This window comes from Cellulomonas citrea, from assembly GCF_009829685.1.
In the GTDB taxonomy this organism is placed as follows: domain Bacteria; phylum Actinomycetota; class Actinomycetes; order Actinomycetales; family Cellulomonadaceae; genus Cellulomonas; species Cellulomonas citrea.
The window spans coordinates 12,192-28,946 of sequence record NZ_VWSD01000021.1; the positions used below are offsets into that span (position 1 = coordinate 12,192).

Annotated in this window: 17 protein-coding genes; 13 read left to right on the top strand and 4 right to left on the bottom strand. The window is 74.3% G+C overall.

What is annotated here, in order from left to right; translation table 11 throughout:
• Positions 1-29 precede the first annotated feature (29 nt).
• The 3 genes from guaA to F2B26_RS04315 are packed head-to-tail and all read left to right on the top strand — an operon-like array spanning position 30 to position 3,074.
• Positions 30-1,592 carry a glutamine-hydrolyzing GMP synthase gene (gene guaA, locus F2B26_RS04305; protein ID WP_159806800.1) on the top strand — a complete coding sequence of 521 codons (1,563 nt, stop codon included), beginning with the start codon at positions 30-32 and terminating at the stop codon, positions 1,590-1,592.
• Entirely contained in the window at positions 1,583-1,930 is a 348-nt protein-coding gene (locus F2B26_RS04310) for a DUF3817 domain-containing protein (RefSeq protein WP_235929495.1), read from the top strand. Before guaA ends, F2B26_RS04310 begins: the two co-directional genes overlap by 10 nt.
• A gap of 4 nt (positions 1,931-1,934) precedes the next feature.
• The gene (locus tag F2B26_RS04315) at positions 1,935-3,074 is read left to right on the top strand and encodes a glycosyltransferase family 4 protein (RefSeq protein WP_159806802.1); all 1,140 of its coding nucleotides are present in this window, start codon (positions 1,935-1,937) and stop codon (positions 3,072-3,074) included.
• 114 nt (positions 3,075-3,188) lie between these two features.
• On the opposite strand, the gene F2B26_RS04320 is transcribed toward F2B26_RS04315, so the two are convergent.
• Positions 3,189-3,419 carry a hypothetical protein gene (locus tag F2B26_RS04320; protein WP_159806804.1) on the bottom strand — a complete coding sequence of 77 codons (231 nt, stop codon included), beginning with the start codon at positions 3,417-3,419 and terminating at the stop codon, positions 3,189-3,191.
• Complete coding sequence (locus F2B26_RS04325) at positions 3,416-4,921, bottom strand: PspC domain-containing protein (RefSeq protein ID WP_159806806.1); 1,506 nt, start codon at positions 4,919-4,921, stop codon at positions 3,416-3,418. Before F2B26_RS04325 ends, F2B26_RS04320 begins: the two co-directional genes overlap by 4 nt.
• A 125-nt stretch (positions 4,922-5,046) precedes the next feature.
• Here F2B26_RS04325 and F2B26_RS04330 point away from each other — a divergent pair, with 125 nt between their 5' ends.
• The 6 genes from F2B26_RS04330 to pcrA are packed head-to-tail and all read left to right on the top strand — an operon-like array spanning position 5,047 to position 10,870.
• On the top strand, positions 5,047-6,339 hold the full coding sequence (locus F2B26_RS04330; RefSeq protein WP_438939162.1) for an ATP-binding protein: 1,293 nt from the start codon (positions 5,047-5,049) through the stop codon (positions 6,337-6,339).
• Positions 6,336-6,992, top strand: coding sequence for a LuxR C-terminal-related transcriptional regulator (locus tag F2B26_RS04335; RefSeq protein WP_159806808.1), 657 nt, complete (start codon positions 6,336-6,338; stop codon positions 6,990-6,992). Before F2B26_RS04330 ends, F2B26_RS04335 begins: the two co-directional genes overlap by 4 nt.
• 34 nt (positions 6,993-7,026) lie before the next feature.
• The gene (locus F2B26_RS04340; protein WP_159806810.1) at positions 7,027-7,374 is read left to right on the top strand and encodes a hypothetical protein; all 348 of its coding nucleotides are present in this window, start codon (positions 7,027-7,029) and stop codon (positions 7,372-7,374) included.
• The gene (locus F2B26_RS04345; RefSeq protein ID WP_235929496.1) at positions 7,365-7,919 is read left to right on the top strand and encodes a GNAT family N-acetyltransferase; all 555 of its coding nucleotides are present in this window, start codon (positions 7,365-7,367) and stop codon (positions 7,917-7,919) included. The genes F2B26_RS04340 and F2B26_RS04345 overlap by 10 nt, the downstream gene beginning before the upstream one ends.
• Positions 7,916-8,422, top strand: coding sequence for a DUF456 domain-containing protein (locus F2B26_RS04350; RefSeq protein WP_159806812.1), 507 nt, complete (start codon positions 7,916-7,918; stop codon positions 8,420-8,422). The genes F2B26_RS04345 and F2B26_RS04350 overlap by 4 nt, the downstream gene beginning before the upstream one ends.
• Before the next feature lie 12 nt (positions 8,423-8,434).
• The gene (pcrA, locus tag F2B26_RS04355; protein WP_159806814.1) at positions 8,435-10,870 is read left to right on the top strand and encodes a DNA helicase PcrA; all 2,436 of its coding nucleotides are present in this window, start codon (positions 8,435-8,437) and stop codon (positions 10,868-10,870) included.
• 7 nt (positions 10,871-10,877) lie between these two features.
• Here pcrA and F2B26_RS04360 read toward each other — a convergent pair whose 3' ends face one another.
• Complete coding sequence (locus tag F2B26_RS04360) at positions 10,878-12,140, bottom strand: glycosyltransferase (protein ID WP_159806816.1); 1,263 nt, start codon at positions 12,138-12,140, stop codon at positions 10,878-10,880.
• Between the two features lie 35 nt (positions 12,141-12,175).
• On the opposite strand from F2B26_RS04360, the gene F2B26_RS04365 reads away from it, so the two are divergent.
• Positions 12,176-12,814, top strand: coding sequence for a TetR/AcrR family transcriptional regulator (locus F2B26_RS04365; RefSeq protein WP_159806818.1), 639 nt, complete (start codon positions 12,176-12,178; stop codon positions 12,812-12,814).
• 57 nt (positions 12,815-12,871) lie between these two features.
• On the opposite strand, the gene F2B26_RS04370 is transcribed toward F2B26_RS04365, so the two are convergent.
• Positions 12,872-13,246, bottom strand: coding sequence for a VOC family protein (locus F2B26_RS04370; protein WP_159806820.1), 375 nt, complete (start codon positions 13,244-13,246; stop codon positions 12,872-12,874).
• A gap of 150 nt (positions 13,247-13,396) precedes the next feature.
• Here F2B26_RS04370 and sucC point away from each other — a divergent pair, with 150 nt between their 5' ends.
• From sucC to F2B26_RS04385, 3 genes are all read left to right on the top strand, one after another.
• A complete protein-coding gene (gene sucC, locus F2B26_RS04375; protein ID WP_159806822.1) occupies positions 13,397-14,578 on the top strand; it encodes an ADP-forming succinate--CoA ligase subunit beta in 1,182 nt (393 codons plus the stop codon).
• Between the two features lie 14 nt (positions 14,579-14,592).
• Positions 14,593-15,483: a succinate--CoA ligase subunit alpha gene (gene sucD, locus F2B26_RS04380; protein WP_159806824.1), complete on the top strand. Its 891-nt coding sequence runs from the start codon at positions 14,593-14,595 to the stop codon at positions 15,481-15,483.
• A 114-nt stretch (positions 15,484-15,597) separates the two neighbouring features.
• Positions 15,598-16,755 (top strand): cell division protein PerM (locus F2B26_RS04385; RefSeq protein ID WP_159806826.1); only part of this gene is annotated, 1,158 nt, incomplete at its 3' end.

The following is a 16,755-nucleotide window of genomic DNA, read 5'->3' on the forward strand; positions in this document are numbered from 1 at the left end:
CGGCGGCGACCGGCGACTATCCTGTGCCGGTGACGTCACCCGCCGCCCGCCCGGTTCTCGTCGTCGACTTCGGGGCCCAGTACGCCCAGCTCATCGCCCGCCGTGTGCGTGAGGCGCACGTGTACTCCGAGATCGTCCCGCACACGCTGTCGGTGGCGGAGCTGCTGGCCAAGGACCCGGCCGCGATCATCCTGTCCGGTGGTCCGGCGAGCGTGTACGAACCCGGCGCACCGGCCGTCGACCCGGCGCTGTTCGACGCGGGCGTGCCCGTGCTCGGCATCTGCTACGGCTTCCAGGCGATGGCGCACGCGCTGGGCGCGGACGTCGACGCCGCGGCCACCGGTGAGTACGGCCACACCCCGGTCGCGGTCGCGGTCGACGGCACGCTGCTGGACGGCTCCCCGCAGGCCCAGCAGGTCTGGATGAGCCACGGGGTCGCCGTGCGCACCCCGCCGCCCGGTTTCGAGGTGCTCGCCAGCACGGCCGGTGCCCCGGTGGCCGCGTTCGAGGACGCGGACCGGCACCTGTACGGCGTGCAGTGGCACCCCGAGGTCAAGCACACCCCGCTCGGCCAGGCCACCCTGGAGAACTTCCTGTACCGCGGTGCGGGGCTCGCGCCCGACTGGAAGGCCGGCAGCGTCATCGCCGAGCAGGTCGCGGCGATCCGCGCCCAGGTCGGGTCGGCCCGGGTGATCTGCGCGCTGTCCGGCGGGGTGGACTCCTCGGTGGCGGCGGCGCTCGTCCAGCAGGCCGTCGGCGACCAGCTCACCTGCGTCTTCGTCGACCACGGGCTGCTGCGCCAGGGTGAGGTCGAGCAGGTCGAGCAGGACTTCGTGGCGGCCACCGGGGTGCGGCTGGTCACGGTCGACGCCCGGGAGCGGTTCCTGTCCGCGCTGGCCGGGGTCACCGACCCGGAGACCAAGCGCAAGATCATCGGCCGGGAGTTCATCCGGGTCTTCGAGGACGCCGCGCGTGACATCGTCGGCGAGGGCGGCGAGCCCGTGAAGTACCTGGTCCAGGGCACGCTGTACCCGGACGTCGTGGAGTCCGGCGGCGGTGAGGGCGCGGCCAACATCAAGAGCCACCACAACGTCGGCGGGCTGCCGGACGACCTGCAGTTCGAGCTCGTCGAACCGCTGCGCACGCTGTTCAAGGACGAGGTGCGCGCCGTCGGCCTCGAGCTCGGGGTGCCCGAGGCGATCGTGTGGCGCCAGCCGTTCCCCGGCCCGGGCCTGGGCATCCGGATCATCGGCGAGGTCACCGCCGAGCGGCTCGACATCCTGCGCGCTGCCGATGCGATCGCCCGCGCCGAGCTGTCCGCCGCCGGGCTGGACCGCGACATCTGGCAGTGCCCCGTCGTGCTGCTCGCCGATGTCCGCAGCGTCGGCGTCCAGGGCGACAGCCGCACCTACGGCCACCCGGTGGTGCTGCGGCCCGTGTCCAGCGAGGATGCGATGACCGCGGACTGGACGCGTGTGCCGTACGACGTGCTCGCGACCATCTCGACCCGCATCACCAACGAGGTGCGGGAGATCAACCGGGTGACGCTCGACGTCACCAGCAAGCCGCCGGCCACGATCGAGTGGGAGTGAGCGTGTCGCAGAAGGCTGCAGGGGCGCTCGCGCGCTACCGCGTGATGGCGTACGTCACGGGCACGATGCTCCTGCTGCTGTGCCTGGAGCTCGTCCTCAAGTACGTGGTCAACGTGCACGGCGACCACTCGCCGGTGATCGGCACCTGGGTGGCGGTGGCGCACGGCTGGATCTACGTGATCTACCTCGTCACGGTCGTCCAGCTCTGGTCGGCGATGCGCTGGCCGCTCGGGCGGCTGGTCACGATGGCCGCGGCGGGCGTCGTGCCGGTGATGTCGTTCATCCTGGAGCGACGCGTGCACGCCGATGCGGTCGCCCGGCTGACGGCGGCTGACTGACCCCGTGCGCGTCGTCCACGTCTCCGACTGCTACCCGCCGCGGACCGGTGGCATCGAGTCGCAGGTCGGTGACCTGGCTGCCCGGCAGGCGGCCTCGGGGGACGAGGTGCACGTGTTCACCGCCACGCCCGGGGCCGACGGCGCGCACGGCGGGCAGGTCGAGCTTCGCGACGGGGTGCGGGTGCACCGGATGGGTGCCCGGCTGCCGTTCGACGTGCCGGTCAACCCGATGTCCGGACCCAAGCTGCTGCGCTCCGGCTTCGGGGACGTGCTGCCCGATGTGGTTCACGTGCACGCCGGGATGGTCTCGCCGTTCGCGTTCGACGGTGCTCGGCTGGCCATCGCCTCGGGCCTGCCGACCGTCATCACGTGGCACTGCATGCTCGACGGGATGATCCCGGCGCTGCGCCTGGGAGCCCGCACGACGTCGTGGAACCGGGTCCCCGCGGCACTCACCGCGGTGAGCGCCGCCGCCGCCCGACGGGTGGCCGACGTGTTCGACGCCCCGGTCGAGGTGCTGCGCAACGGGCTGGACATGGCGTCGTGGCGCCCGGCACCGGGGTCGGGACGCTCGGGTGAGCACGGTCCGTTGCGCCTGGTCGCGACAATGCGGATGGCGCCGCGCAAACGTGCGGTCCCGCTGGTGCAGATCGTGGCCCGCGCGGCGCGGACGCTGCCGCCCGACCGGTTGCGGCTGACCCTCATCGGGGCCGGGCCCTCGTTGAGCCGGGTCCGGTCGGCGGTGTTCGACCTGGGGCTGGGCAGGGCGGTCGAGCTCACCGGGCGGATCGACCGTGCCGCGGTGCACGAGCGCTACGCCGACGCGGACGTCTTCCTCGCACCCGCCGAGCTCGAGGCGTTCGGCATCGCGGCGCTGGAGGCCCGGGCCGCGGGTCTCGTCGTGGTCGGACGGGCCGGTACCGGGTTGGCCGAGTTCGTCCGGGACGGGGTCGACGGCCTGCTGGTCGACGACGACGAGGCGATGGTGGCCGCCATCGTGCGGCTGGCCCGGGACGGTGAGCTGCTGGCCCGGTTCAAGGGGCACAACCGCGAGGTGGTCCCGGCCTTCGACTGGGCCGACGTGCTGGGGTCGGCCCGCGAGCAGTACGGCCGGGCCCGGGCGATCGCGGCGCTCGCGAGCTGACGGCACGGCACCGGCCCGCACGGGGGTCGGTTCCCCCGGTGCGGGCCGGTGCCTCGGTCTGGGCCGGTTGTCTCCGTGCGGTCCGCTTGCCCCTGCGCGGGGGCGGACCAGGGGTCAGTCCCGGGACCGGCCGCGCCGTCCGGCCGCTGCGAGCGAGCCGATGAGCAGCGCGACCCCGGCGCCGGCGAGCAGCACGATGGCTGCCAGCCCCAGGTCGATCCGGGCCCCGGCGGCGGTGGCGAGGACGACCACGCCGAGCGCGGTCACCACCAGCCCCCAGACGACGGTGGAGACCCGGGGGCCGCGGTCGGTGGTGACGTCCTGCGGGGTGGGGGTGCTGCTCATCGTCCTGCCTCCTGCTCGAGGGTGAGGTTGCCGGCCCCGACGCTCACGTCGAGCCGGAGGGTCCCGTCGGTGCCGGTCACGGTCACGGTGCGGCTGAGGCCGACGCCGCTGGCGTTGCCGCCCTGGTCCGCCACGTCCCACCGCAGGGAGCCGGCACCGACCGACAACGACCCGTCCAGCCCGGCGTCGGCCGGGAGCACGATCGTGAGGTCACCCGCTCCCTGGTCGACGGGGACGGCGATGGTGCGGCCGTGCAGGTCGAGGTCGGACAGGTCGACCACGGTCTTCCCGTAGCCGAGGTGCACGCCCTTCTGCGCGGCGTCCACGTCGGTGACGTGGACGGTCTGGTCACCCGACCGGTACCCGGTGCTCCACCAGTGCGAGCTGGCGCTGAACGGCCAGGCGACGAGGAGCACGATGACGGCGAGCGTCGAGAGCACCCCGCCGCGGCGGCCGCGCAGCCCCGCGACGATGATCCCCAGACCGGCCCAGACGACGGCGGCACCAGCGGCCAGCAGACCCACGGGGCCGACGAGGTGACCCGTGCGGTCGGCCAGCAGCAGGCCGGCGAGGGTGAGCAGGGACAGCGCGACGACCACACCGGTGGTCGGACGGCCGGGGCCGAGGCGGCGCGGTGCGCGTGCGGGCGGTGGCTGCCAGCCGGTCGGACCGGTCGCGGTCGGGCCGGCGCCGGTTGGTGCGGGCCCCCATGCGGCGGTCGGCTGCTCGGCGGTCCACACCGGCGGCGGGGTGACGAGGGTGTCGTCCGTGCCGGGTGCCGCGGGGGTCGAGGTGTCGTCCCCGGTCTCGGGGCTCTGCGGGGTGGGTGCGTCGGGCACGACGGTCTCCTGGCTGGTGGTGTGCGGTGCGCCGGTGCCGGGCGGCGGCGGTGCGGCCGCGGTCGAGGACCAGCCGCTGGACGTGGCGGCCGGGCTCGGTGCGGTGAAGGGGCCGTAGGTCCCGGATGGGGCCGAGGGGCCGGTGGGTTCGCCGGCCCGGAACGGGCCGTACCTGGTCGGCGGGCGGTTGGTCCCGGACGAGCGCTGCACGGCGGAGACGACGAGCGCCACCGCCAGCCCGATGAGCACGAGCCAGCCGAGCCCCTGCACGGCGCCCGGCACGTGCCACGGCGTGATCCACGTGCCGCCCCGCCCGATGCCGACGAACACCAGGCCGACGGCCCCGAGCAGGGCCACGTCGAACCGTCCGGCGAGCGTCTCCTCGAGGTGGATGCGGCCGTCGCGGGCCTCGGGCAGCAGCGCCCAGCCCAGGCCGTACAGCACGAGGCCGAACCCGCCGAGCAGCACGCTCACCGCGACGAGGGCCCGCACGAGCAGCGGGTCGAGGCCGAACCGGTGCGCGAGCCCGGCGCAGACCCCGCCGACCCACCGGTCGTCGGTGCGCGCGACGCCGATGCGGCGCATCGCCCCGAAGAAGCCGTTCTGCGTGGGTGGGGCGGGTGCGGGGCCGCCGGGCGGCGTCCGGTCCGAGGTGGTGTCCATGGCTCGATCGTCGTCCGTCGCCACGGGCGCGGGCATCGGGCTGGTCCCTGAGCGGACCCTGAACCTGCCCCTGACCGGTCCCTCGGTCGGCGCCCGGGGGCGGCCCGACGTGTGACGATCAGCAGGTGAGCAGCGTCGGCGTCGTCCCCGTCCGCCCACCTCTGCTGCGTCCGATGCGCGGACGGTGGGTCGGGGGTGTGGCCGCTGCCCTGTCCGCGCACCTGCGGCTGCCGGTGCCGGCCGTGCGGCTCGCGTTCGTGCTGCTGGTGCTGCCGGCCGGTGTCGGGCTGTGGCTCTACCTGTTCTGGTGGGTGACGGTCCCGACCGGCAACCCGGACGACCCGTCCACGACCCGCCCGGCGGCGATGTCCCGGCTGGCGGCCCGGCAGTCGCTCGTCGAGCCGGGGCGCCGGCTGCCGGTCACGGATGTGGGCATCGCGCTGCTCATGCTGGCCGGGGCCGTGCTGCTGGTGGCGCTGCGTCGCGGGGTGGCCGTCGACACCCGGTGGGTCCTGCCGCTGCTGTTCCTGCTCGGCGGGCTGGCGCTGGCCTGGTCGCAGCTCGACGCCGCCCAGCGCGGCCGGCTGCAGCGGGTGGCCGGTGGACGGACCCCGGCCCCGGTGCTCGCGGTGCTCGGCGGGGTGCTGCTCGCCGGGGTGGGCGTGGTCCTCGTCGTGGGCCAGGTCGCGGGGGAGGGCCTGGCGCCGCGGGTGCTCGCCCAGGCGGTGGTCGCCTCGTTGTCGGTGATCGCGGGGGTCGGGCTGGTGCTCGCGCCGTGGTGGTTGCGGCTCATGCGTGAGCTGGGCGACGAGCGCACCGCGCGGGCCCGGGAGTCCGAGCGTGCGGACATCGCGGCGCACCTGCACGACTCGGTGCTGCAGACCCTCGCGCTCATCCGCGCGCACGCCGACGACTCGGCCGAGGTCGCCCGGATGGCCCGGGCCCAGGAGCGCGAGCTGCGCGAGTGGCTGTACGCCGACCGTCCGGCCCCGTCCACCTCGGTGGCGGCGGGGCTGCGCGCGGTGGTCGCCGAGGTGGAGGACACCCGCACCGGGCCGGACGGTCGGCCGGTGGCGGTCGACGTCGTCGTGGTCGGTGACCGGCCGCCGGACGACGGTTCGGTCGCGTTGCTGCAGGCCACCCGCGAGGCCCTGGTGAACGCGGTGACCCACGGGCACCCGCCGGTCTCGCTCTACCTCGAGGTGCGGGACGATGCGCTCGAGGTCTTCGTGCGGGACCGGGGCGAGGGTTTCGACCTCGAGGCGATCGGCGCCGACCGGTTCGGGGTCCGTGAGTCCATCCTGGGACGGGTCCGCCGCCGCGGCGGCACGGCTCAGGTGACATCCTCGGCGCAGCGCGGCACAGAGGTGCACCTGGTGATGCCCACGAGCGGGGACCCGACGGAGGAGTCGTCATGAACGAGCCGGTGAGCGTCCTGCTGGTGGACGACCATGCCTTGGTGCGGGCGGGGGTGCGGGCCTCGCTCGACGCGCGGGTGCGGGTGGTCGGCGAGGCGGCCGACGTCGACGGTGCGGTGCGGGCCGTGCACGAGCTGCACCCCTCGGTCGTGCTGCTCGACGTGCACCTGCCCGGTGGTGACGGCGGCGGCGGTGCGGAGGTGGTGCGCGGCTGCACCGACCTGCTCGACGTCACCCGGTTCCTCGCGCTGTCGGTCTCGGACGCCGCCGAGGACGTGGTCTCGGTGATCCGGGTCGGTGCCCGCGGCTACGTGACGAAGGCGATCGACGGCCCGACCCTGTCGGACGCGGTGCTGCGGGTGGCCGGCGGCGACGCGGTGTTCTCACCTCGGCTGGCGGGGTTCGTGCTCGACGCGTTCGGCACGTCGGTCGGGGACGTGGCGACCACCGACGACGAGCTGGACCGGCTATCGGCGCGGGAGCGCGAGGTCATGCGGCTGATCGCGCGCGGCTACTCCTACAAGGAGGTCGCCGGTGAGCTGTTCATCTCGGTGAAGACGGTGGAGACCCATGTCTCGGCGGTGCTGCGCAAGCTGCAGCTGTCCAACCGCAACGAGCTGACCCGGTGGGCCGCGGCGCGCCGTCTGCTGTGAGCCTGGCGGCGGCGCCGGACCCTAGGCTGCTGCCATGTCCATCGTCTTCGGCGTCCTCGTCGTGCTCCACCTGCTGGGCTGGGCGATCGTGCTCGGCGGCACCCTGGTCAACATGCGGTCGGGTCTCATCGCGAAGGGTGTGCTGCACGGCGCGCTCACCGCGCTGCTCACGGGCCTCATCCTCGCGGTGCTCGCCGGGGCGACCGCGACGGCCGACGACCCGGTGATCTGGCCCAAGCTCATCGTCAAGCTGGTCGTCGCGCTCGTCGTGTGCGCGCTCGTCTGGTGGGGCGGTCGGCGGGAGAAGGCCGGCACCCCGCTCGTCGGCGCCGTCGCGGGTCTCACGTTCGTCAACGTGGTGATCGCGGTGATGTGGCGCTGAGCGCGCAGGGCTGGGTCGTCCGCGACGCGACCGTCGAGGACGCCGCCGCCTGTGCGGCGGTGTACGCCCCGTACGTGACCGGGACGGCGATCTCCTTCGAGGAGGTGCCGCCGACCGCGGAGCAGATGGCCGAGCGGATCGCCAAGGCGCAGGCGCGGTACGCCTACCTCGTGCTGGCCCGGGCGGACGACCCCGCGACGGTGGTCGGCTACGCGTACGGCGGTCCGTTCGCGGCCCGACCGGCGTACCGCTGGTCGGCCGAGGCGAGCGTCTACGTGGCCGCCGACGCCCGTGGGGGCGGCGCCGGGCGGGCGCTCTACGAGGTGCTCGTCCCGCGGCTGCGGGCCCGGGGGTACCGCCGCCTCATGGCGGGCATCACGGTGCCGAACGAGGCCAGCATCGGGCTGCACCGGGCGTTCGGGTTCACGCAGGTCGCTCTCTACCCCAAGGTCGGTTGGAAGCTCGACGCCTGGCGCGACGTCGCCTGGCTCGTGCTCGACCTCGTCCCGCAGGACGACGACCCGCCGACCGAGCCGGGCGTGTGAGCGGCCAGCTCTGGCTCGACCTCGTGGTCGGGGTCGTGGTGCTCGTCGGGCTGGTGGGTGCGGTGATCCAGGTGATCCCGGGCTCGACGCTGGTCGGCGGTGCGGTGCTCGTGTGGGGCCTGGTGACCCGGGGCGGCCCGGGCTGGACGGTCGTGGTGGTCGCGGTCGTCGTCACGGCGGGCGCGCAGGTGGTGAAGTACCTGGTCGCGGGTCGGTTCCTCAAGGCCCGCGGGGTGCCGAACCGGAGCCTGCTGGTCGGCGGCGTGCTCGGGGTCGTCGGGTTCTTCGTCATCCCGGTGGTGGGGCTCGTCGTGGGGTTCGTCGGCGGCACCTACCTGGCCGAGCGGTACCGGCTGGCCGAGCACGCGCCGGCGTGGCGGGCCACGGTCGCGGCGATGCAGGCGACCGGTCTGACGATCCTCGTGGAGCTGTTCGCGGCGCTCGTCGTCGCGCTCGCCTGGGGTGGGGCGGCGATCGCCGTGGGTGTGGGCGCGGGCGCCTAGGCTGGTCCGGCCATGAGCTCACTGTTCGACCATCTCCCGCTGCCCGTCCCGGGGACGTCCGCGTCCGCTGCCGGGTCCGTCCGCACGCACCCGCAGGCCGGGCTGCCCGTCGGTCTGGCCCCGACCGTCGACCCGTCGGACGAGCCGCTCGACGACCGGTCGCCCGCGGCGGCCGACCTGCTCGTCGGGCTCAACCCCCAGCAGCGCGAGGCCGTGCTGCACGGCGGCGGTCCGCTGCTCATCGTCGCGGGTGCCGGGTCGGGCAAGACCCGGGTGCTCACCCACCGCATCGCGCACCTGCTCGCGACGGGACGTGCCCGGCCGGGGGAGATCCTCGCGATCACCTTCACCAACAAGGCCGCGGCCGAGATGCGCGAGCGGGTCGGCGCCCTGGTCGGCCCGTCGGCGCAGCGGATGTGGGTGTCGACGTTCCACTCGGCGTGCGTGCGCATCCTGCGCCGCGAGGCGAGCACCCTGGGTCTGCGGTCGAGCTTCTCGATCTACGACGCGGCCGACTCCCAGCGGCTCATCACGCTGGTGAGTCGCGAGCTGGACCTGGACCCCAAGAAGTTCCCGCCGAAGGCCCTGGCGCACAAGATCTCGAACCTCAAGGACGAGCTGGTCGACGCCGAGGACTTCGCGCGCACCAGCGGCGAGGGGCGGTCCAACGACTTCGACACGGTGCTGTCGCAGGTCTACACCCGGTACACCGCGCGGCTGCGGCAGGCCCAGGCGCTCGACTTCGACGACCTCATCATGTCCACCGTCGGGCTGCTGCAGGCGTTCCCCGCGGTCGCCGAGCACTACCGGCGTCGGTTCCGGCACGTGCTGGTCGACGAGTACCAGGACACCAACCACGCCCAGTACGTGCTGGTCAAGGAGCTGGTCGGCCGCCAGGAGGACGGGCTGGCGCCGGGTGAGCTCACCGTGGTCGGCGACGCGGACCAGTCGATCTACGCCTTCCGCGGCGCCTCGATCCGCAACATCCTGGAGTTCGAGGCCGACTACCCGGCGGCCCGCACCATCCTGCTCGAGCAGAACTACCGCTCGACCCAGACCATCCTGTCGGCCGCCAACGCGGTCATCGCCAAGAACCCGGGCCGCCGGGCCAAACGGCTGTGGACCGACTCGGGGTCCGGCGCGCAGATCGTGGCGTACGTCGCGGACACCGAGCAGGACGAGGCCCGGTTCGTCGCGGCCGAGATCGACCGCCTGGGCGACGCCGAGGGCGTCCGGCCCGGCGACGTGGCGATCTTCTACCGGGCGAACGCCCAGTCCCGCGTGCTGGAGGACGTGCTGGTCCGCGTCGGGCTGCCGTACAAGGTGGTCGGCGGCACCCGGTTCTACGACCGCAAGGAGATCAAGGACGCGCTGGCCTACCTGCGCGCGATCGCCAACCCGGACGACGACGTCAACCTGCGACGCATCCTCAACGTGCCCAAGCGCGGTCTGGGGGAGCGGTCGGAGCAGATGGTCGCCGCCTATGCCGAACGTGCGCAGGTCTCGTTCGGGGCGGCCCTCGACCAGCTCGACGACGTGCCCGGTCTGGGCACCCGCGCGATCAGCGGGCTGGGCGAGTTCGCCCGGATGCTCGCCGAGCTGCGCGAGCTGGCCCAGGACGCCGGCCCGGCCCAGGTGCTCGGCGCCGTGCTCGACCGCAGCGGCTACCTCGCCGAGCTGCGCGCCTCGGAGGACCCGCAGGACGGGTCGCGTGTCGACAACCTGGCCGAGCTGCACGCCGTGGCCAGCGAGTTCGAGCAGGCCGAGCCCGAGGGCACCCTCGCCGACTTCCTCGAGCGGGTCTCGCTGGTCGCCGACTCCGACCAGATCCCCTCGCCCGAGGGTGAGGACGCCGGGGTCGTCACGCTCATGACGCTGCACACGGCCAAGGGGCTGGAGTTCCCCGTGGTGTTCCTCACCGGTCTGGAGGACGGCACCTTCCCGCACCTGCGGTCCCTGGCGGACCCGGACCAGCTCGCCGAGGAGCGCCGGCTGGCGTACGTCGGGCTCACCCGGGCCCGGGAGCGGCTCTACCTGTCGCGGGCCGCCGTGCGCACCGCGTGGGGTGTGCCCAACGAGTTCCCGCCGAGCCGGTTCCTGGCGGACCTGCCCGACGAGCTCATCGACTGGCGGCGGCGCGAGTCGTCGACCTCGACGCTGCGCGGCGGCTGGGGCTCGGGTTTCGGCACCCGCTCCGAGCGTCGCGAGGCGCCGGTGCGCGAGCGGCGCGAGCCGTTGCCGTCGACGGGGGCGAGCTTCGGTTCGGCCAAACCGCGTGCCGACGTCCCGTCGTTGGCGATCGGCGACAAGGTGACGCACGACGCCTACGGGCTGGGCACGGTCGTGGCGCTGGAGGGCGCCGGGCAGAACGCGGTCGCGAAGATCGACTTCGGCAGCTCGGGCACCAAGCGGCTGCTGCTGCGGTTCTCCCCGGTCACCAAGCTCTGAGCTGAGCTCAGCGAACCGGCACGCCGCCGACCTGCTCGATCACGTCGGCCGCCGCGCCGGCACCGTCCTCGGCCGCGATCAGCCGACCGAGCTCGGCGGCCCGGCGGCGCATCTCGGGGTCGGTGGTGGCGGTCCGCAGGGCGTCGGCCAGGCGGTCGACGGTGAGCCGGCCGAGCGGCACCGGCCGCGGCGCGACGCCGAGGTGGTGTAGCCGCCCGGCCCAGAACGGCTGGTCGAGCAGCACGGGCACGGGCACGGCGGGGATGCCCGCCCGCAGCCCGGCGGCCGTGGTGCCGGCGCCGGCGTGGTGCACGACGGCGGCTGCCCGGGCGAACAGCCACTCGTGCGGGACGTAGCCGACGTCGAGCACGGTGGGGTCGTGGTGCGTCGGGTCGGCGAGCGACCCCCACCCGGACTGCAGCACGAGCCGGACGCCGGCCCGCGCCGCGGCAGCCACGAGCATGCGCCGGACGGCCGCCGCGTCGCCGAGCGGCATCGAACCGAAGGTCACGACCACCGGGGCCGGGCCGTCGGCGAGGAAGTCGACGAGCCGGGCGTCGGGCGCCCATGCCGGGTCGGGTACGGGCCAGCAGTACCCGACCGTGCGGACGGAGGTCGGCAGGTCGGGCGGGTCGGGCACGACGTGCCGGCTGAACCCCTGGACGACGGTCCACCCGGCGGACAGCGCGGCCTCGTAGTAGCCGCGCAGGTCGCTGATCGGGGCGAGCCCCTGCTCGGCGCGCATCTGCTGGATGAGCGGCCAGTGCGGTCGGGAGACGGCCTGGAGGTAGGCGCGGGCGGACGCCAGGTTCGCGGGGCCGCCGAGGCTGCGCACCCCCAGGAACGACGGCGCGTGCGCCCGGGTCGGCAGCAGCGGCTGCAGGTAGAGGCCGAGCGTCGTCGGGCCGAGACCGTCGAGCAGGGGCGCCATGAGGATCGTCATCGGTGACAGCACGACGACGTCGGCGTCCGCGACCACGGGCAGGAGGGAGCGGGCGAGCAGCTCTCCGGAGTCCGCGAGGGTCCCGGACAGCTGCCGCATGGTGGCGAACCGGCCGAGCGGGCCGGTGGGTGGGGCGAAGTCGGCGACCTGGTCCCGGGCGTCGGCGGGCAGCGGCGCGGTGGTCAGTCCGAGCGCGTCGACGTGCGCGGCCAGGTCCCGTGGCGCCGCGACGACGACGTCGTGCCCCCGGGCGACGAGCCGGGCGGCCACGCCCGTGTACGGCGCGACGTCCCCGGTGCTCCCGGCGAGTGCGATGGCAACCTTCATCGGCACACCTCCCTGTACGACTGTACAGTCATGCCATGCCCACCGAGCACACCGGTCGCGACCGGATCGTCCAGGCGGCCCTGCGCGAGTTCGCCGACTCGGGGTTCGACGGGGCGAGCATCCGGGGCATCGCCGCGCGCGCCGGGGTGTCGCCGGCGCTGGTCCAGCACCACTTCGGCACCAAGGCGCGGCTGCGCGAGGAGTGCGACCGGTACGTGCTGGCCGGTGTCCGGGTCGGGCAGGGCGAACCGGGGTGCGCCGGGCTCGGGCCGTTCACCGACCTCGCCGCGACCTCCGAGGCGGTGCTCGACTACTGGTCGCGCGCGCTCGCCGACGACGCACCCCCCGCGCAGCGGCTCTTCGACCGCGTGGTCGAGCAGGTGCTCGTCGACCTGCGCGGACGCCGCGGTCTGGGGGAGGCCGACGGCGACCTGGAGGCGCTCGCCGTCGCCGTCGCGGTGCTCCAGCTCGCGCCGATGACGCTGCACCGGATGATCCGCCGCCGCCTCGACCCGCAGGCCTCGACCCTGCACGCGCTCGGTCGGTTCGGGTTCGGTCTGCTCGCGCTGCTCGACCCGGCTGCGGTGCCCGAGCCCGAGCGTGCCGCACTGGCGGGCGCCTACCGCGCGATGCTCGCCGACGAGCTGCCACCCGGGGACCCGGCCGCGTCCTGAGACCGGCCCGGTCGGTCGGGTGCACCTGTCGACGCCCCGCGGGCCCTTCCGGACGGCTCAGGCGGGCTGGTCCGTCGTGAGGCCCAGCAGCGTGCCGTCGATGTCGCGGAAGTCGGCCCACCAGCCCATCTCGGGGGCGATCGCGGTGCGGGCGCGCTCGACCGTGCCGCCGGCCGCCTCGACCCTGGCCAGCGTCGCCTCCAGGTCGGCCACCTGCACGTACACCCGCACGCCGTCGGGCAGTGGGACCTGCCAGCGGTACAGCCCGGCGACCTGCCGGCCGTGGGCGGAGGCGATGCGGTAGTCCTCGCCGAACGGCTCGACCTGCCAGCCGAAGACCGCGGCGTAGAACGCGGTCGCGCGGTCAAGGTCGCCGACCCCGATCTCGGTCCAGGTGAACGTGCCCAGCCTGTCCTGCGTCTCCTCCGCCATGGCTCCCAGGGTGCGGCGGGAGGTGCCGTCCCGCACCCGGAGCGGCCGGCACCGGACCCCGGGGACCAAAGTCTCTCGATGTCGAGAAATCGGCTACGCTTCCCACGGCGCCGCGGCGATGCGACGTAGGTCGGACGGAAGGACCAGAGGGTGGACCTGTTCGAGTACCAGGCACGGGACTTGTTCGAGGCGCACGGGGTGCCGGTGCTGGACGGGATCGTCGCCACGACCCCGGCCCAGGCGCGCGCCGCCGCGGAGCAGCTGCTGGCGGCCGGCAGCGCCGTCGTCGTCGTGAAGGCCCAGGTGAAGACCGGGGGGCGCGGCAAGGCGGGCGGGGTCAAGCTGGCCCGCTCGGCCGACGAGGCCGAGCAGGTCGCCGGCCAGATCCTCGGCATGGACATCAAGGGCCACACCGTGCACCGCGTCATGGTGGCGGCCGGGGCGTCCATCGTGAGCGAGTACTACTTCTCGGTGCTGCTCGACCGGTCGGAGCGCCGCTACCTGGCGATGTGCTCCGTCGAGGGCGGCATGGAGATCGAGCAGCTCGCGGTCGAGCGGCCCGAGGCCCTCGCGCGGGTCCCCGTCGACCCGCGGGTCGGCATCGATGCGGCCAAGGCTGCGGAGATCGTCGCGGCCGCCGGGTTCGACGACGAGGTGGGCCCGCTCGTGGCCCCCGTCCTGGAGCGTCTGTGGGAGGTCTACCGGGACGAGGACGCCACCCTCGTCGAGGTGAACCCCCTGGTGCGCACGGCCGACGGTGCGATCGTCGCGCTCGACGGCAAGGTCAGCCTGGACGCGAACGCCGACTTCCGGCACCCGGCGCACGCCGAGCTGGAGGACAAGGACGCGGCCGACCCGCTCGAGGCGAAGGCCAAGGCCAAGGGCCTCAACTACGTCAAGCTCGACGGTGAGGTCGGCATCATCGGCAACGGCGCCGGTCTCGTGATGAGCACCCTCGACGTCGTCGCGTACGCCGGTGAGGCGCACGGCGGGGTCAAGCCCGCGAACTTCCTCGACATCGGCGGCGGCGCCTCGGCCGAGGTGATGGCCAACGGCCTCGACATCATCCTGGGGGACCCGCAGGTCAAGGCGGTGTTCGTCAACGTGTTCGGCGGCATCACGGCCTGCGACGCGGTGGCCGACGGCATCGTCGCGGCCCTGGCGATCCTCGGTGACGAGGCCAGCAAGCCGCTCGTCGTCCGGCTCGACGGCAACAACGTCGAGGAGGGCCGCCGCATCCTGCGCGAGGCCGCGCACCCCCTGGTCACCTTGGCCGAGACGATGGACGGCGGCGCCGACAAGGCGGCCGAGCTCGCCCACACGGCCGCCTGAGAAGGAGCAGCACGATGTCGATCTTCCTCAACCGTGACTCCACGGTGATCGTCCAGGGCATGACGGGTTCGGAGGGCACCAAGCACACGACGCGCATGCTCGCCTCCGGCACGAAGATCGTGGGCGGGGTGAACCCGCGCAAGGCGGGCACCAGCCAGACCTTCCAGGTCGGCGAGGGCACCGTGCAGATCCCGGTGTTCGGCACGGTCGCCGAGGCCGTGGCGGCCACCGGGGCCGACGTCTCGGTGGTCTTCGTGCCGCCGGCCTTCACCAAGGCCGCCGTCGTCGAGGCCGTGGACGCCCGCGTCCCGCTCATCGTCGTCATCACCGAGGGGGTGCCGGTCGCCGACACCGCCGAGTTCTTCGCCTACGCCCAGGACGCCGGGGTGCGGATCATCGGCCCGAACTGCCCCGGCATCATCACGCCCGGCGAGTCCAACGTGGGGATCACGCCGTCGGACATCACCGGCCACGGCCCGGTCGGCCTGGTCTCGAAGTCCGGCACGCTCACCTACCAGATGATGTTCGAGCTGCGCGACCTCGGCTTCACCACCTGCATCGGGATCGGCGGTGACCCGATCATCGGCACCACGCACATCGACGCGCTCGCCGCGTTCGAGGCCGACCCGGACACCGAGGTCATCGTGATGATCGGTGAGATCGGCGGCGACGCCGAGGAGCGTGCGGCGGCCTTCATCAAGGCCAACGTCACCAAGCCGGTCGTCGGCTACGTCGCCGGGTTCACCGCCCCGGAGGGCAAGACGATGGGCCACGCCGGTGCCATCGTGTCCGGCTCGTCCGGCACCGCTCAGGCGAAGAAGGACGCGCTCGAGGCCGCCGGCGTCAAGGTCGGCAAGACCCCGTCCGAGACCGCAGCACTGGCCCGGGCCCTGCTCGCCCGCTGATCCGGGCGGGTCGGCCGCCCCGGCCCCGCCACCATCCGTCCGACCCGAAGGCCGACCGGCGACTCGCCGGTCGGCCTTCGGTGCACATCCGACGTCCGCGGCGACGATGGCTCGGTGAGTGCCCCCACCCGTGTCCCGCCCCGTGTCGTCGAGGCCGAGCAGCCTGCGCGCCGCTCGCCCTTCGACGCCGGCCTGCCGGAGTGGACCGCGGCCGCGCTCGCGTCGGCCCAGGGTGTGGCGCTGTCCGTGCTCGTCGTCCTGCTGCCCGCGGTGGCCGTGTCGCTCACCGCGTCGATCGACCCGACGGACCAGTCGGGCTGGTTGGCCGCCGCCGTCGTGGGACTGCGGGTGTGGCTGTTCGCCCACGGGGTGCCGCTGGTCACCTCGGCGGGCACCCTCACCCTCGTGCCGCTCGGGCTGACCGCGGTGGCGCTGTACACCCAGTACGCCTCGGTCCGGCGCACCGGGGTCGCCGGGCGTCCTGGCCTGGTCGCCGGTGCCGTGACGTACGTGCTGCTCAGTGCGGTGGTGGCCGTGCTGGCGGGGGACAGCTCGCGGCTGCCGGTGGTGCTGGCCGGTGCCGCCGTGGTCGGAACCCTCGGGACCGGGCTGGGCCTCGTGCGACGCCCGACGAGCACCTCCTGGCGGCGCGTGAGCGACGGGGTGCACGACAGGCTGCCGTCCTTCGTCATGCTCGGTGCGCGCGCCGGCGGGATCGCCGTCGCGCTGCTCATGCTGGGCGCCGCGGTGCTCGTGGGCGTCTGGGTGCTGGCCGGCCGGGCGACGATCGGGGACGTGGTGCGCGAGCTGCCGCTCGACGCGGTCGGGGGCGTGGTGTTCGCGCTCGCGCAGCTGGCCTACCTGCCCACGCTCGTGGTCTGGGCGCTGTGCTGGCTGGCCGGGCCCGGCTTCAGCGTGGGTTCCGGCACGTCGTTCGCTGCCGGGCACGTCGTCGGCGGCCCGATGCCGGCGTTCCCGCTGCTGGGGGCCCTGCCGTCCTCGGCGGTCGATGAGCGGTCGGCGCTGCTGGCCCCGCTCGTGGTGGTCGCCGTCGGGTGCCTCGTCGGGCTGTTCGTGCACCGGCGCCTGCAGGAGCGCACCTGGTGGCACGTGCTGGCCGGTGTCGGGGCGCTCACCGGGGCGGTCGCCGTGGGCGTCGGGCTGCTGGTCGCGGCCGCGTCCGGTGCGGCGGGGCCCGGCCGGCTCGCGGTGACCGGTGCGGCGTGCTGGGTCGTGGCTCCGCTCGTCGCGGGGCTGGTGGGTGGCGGTGCG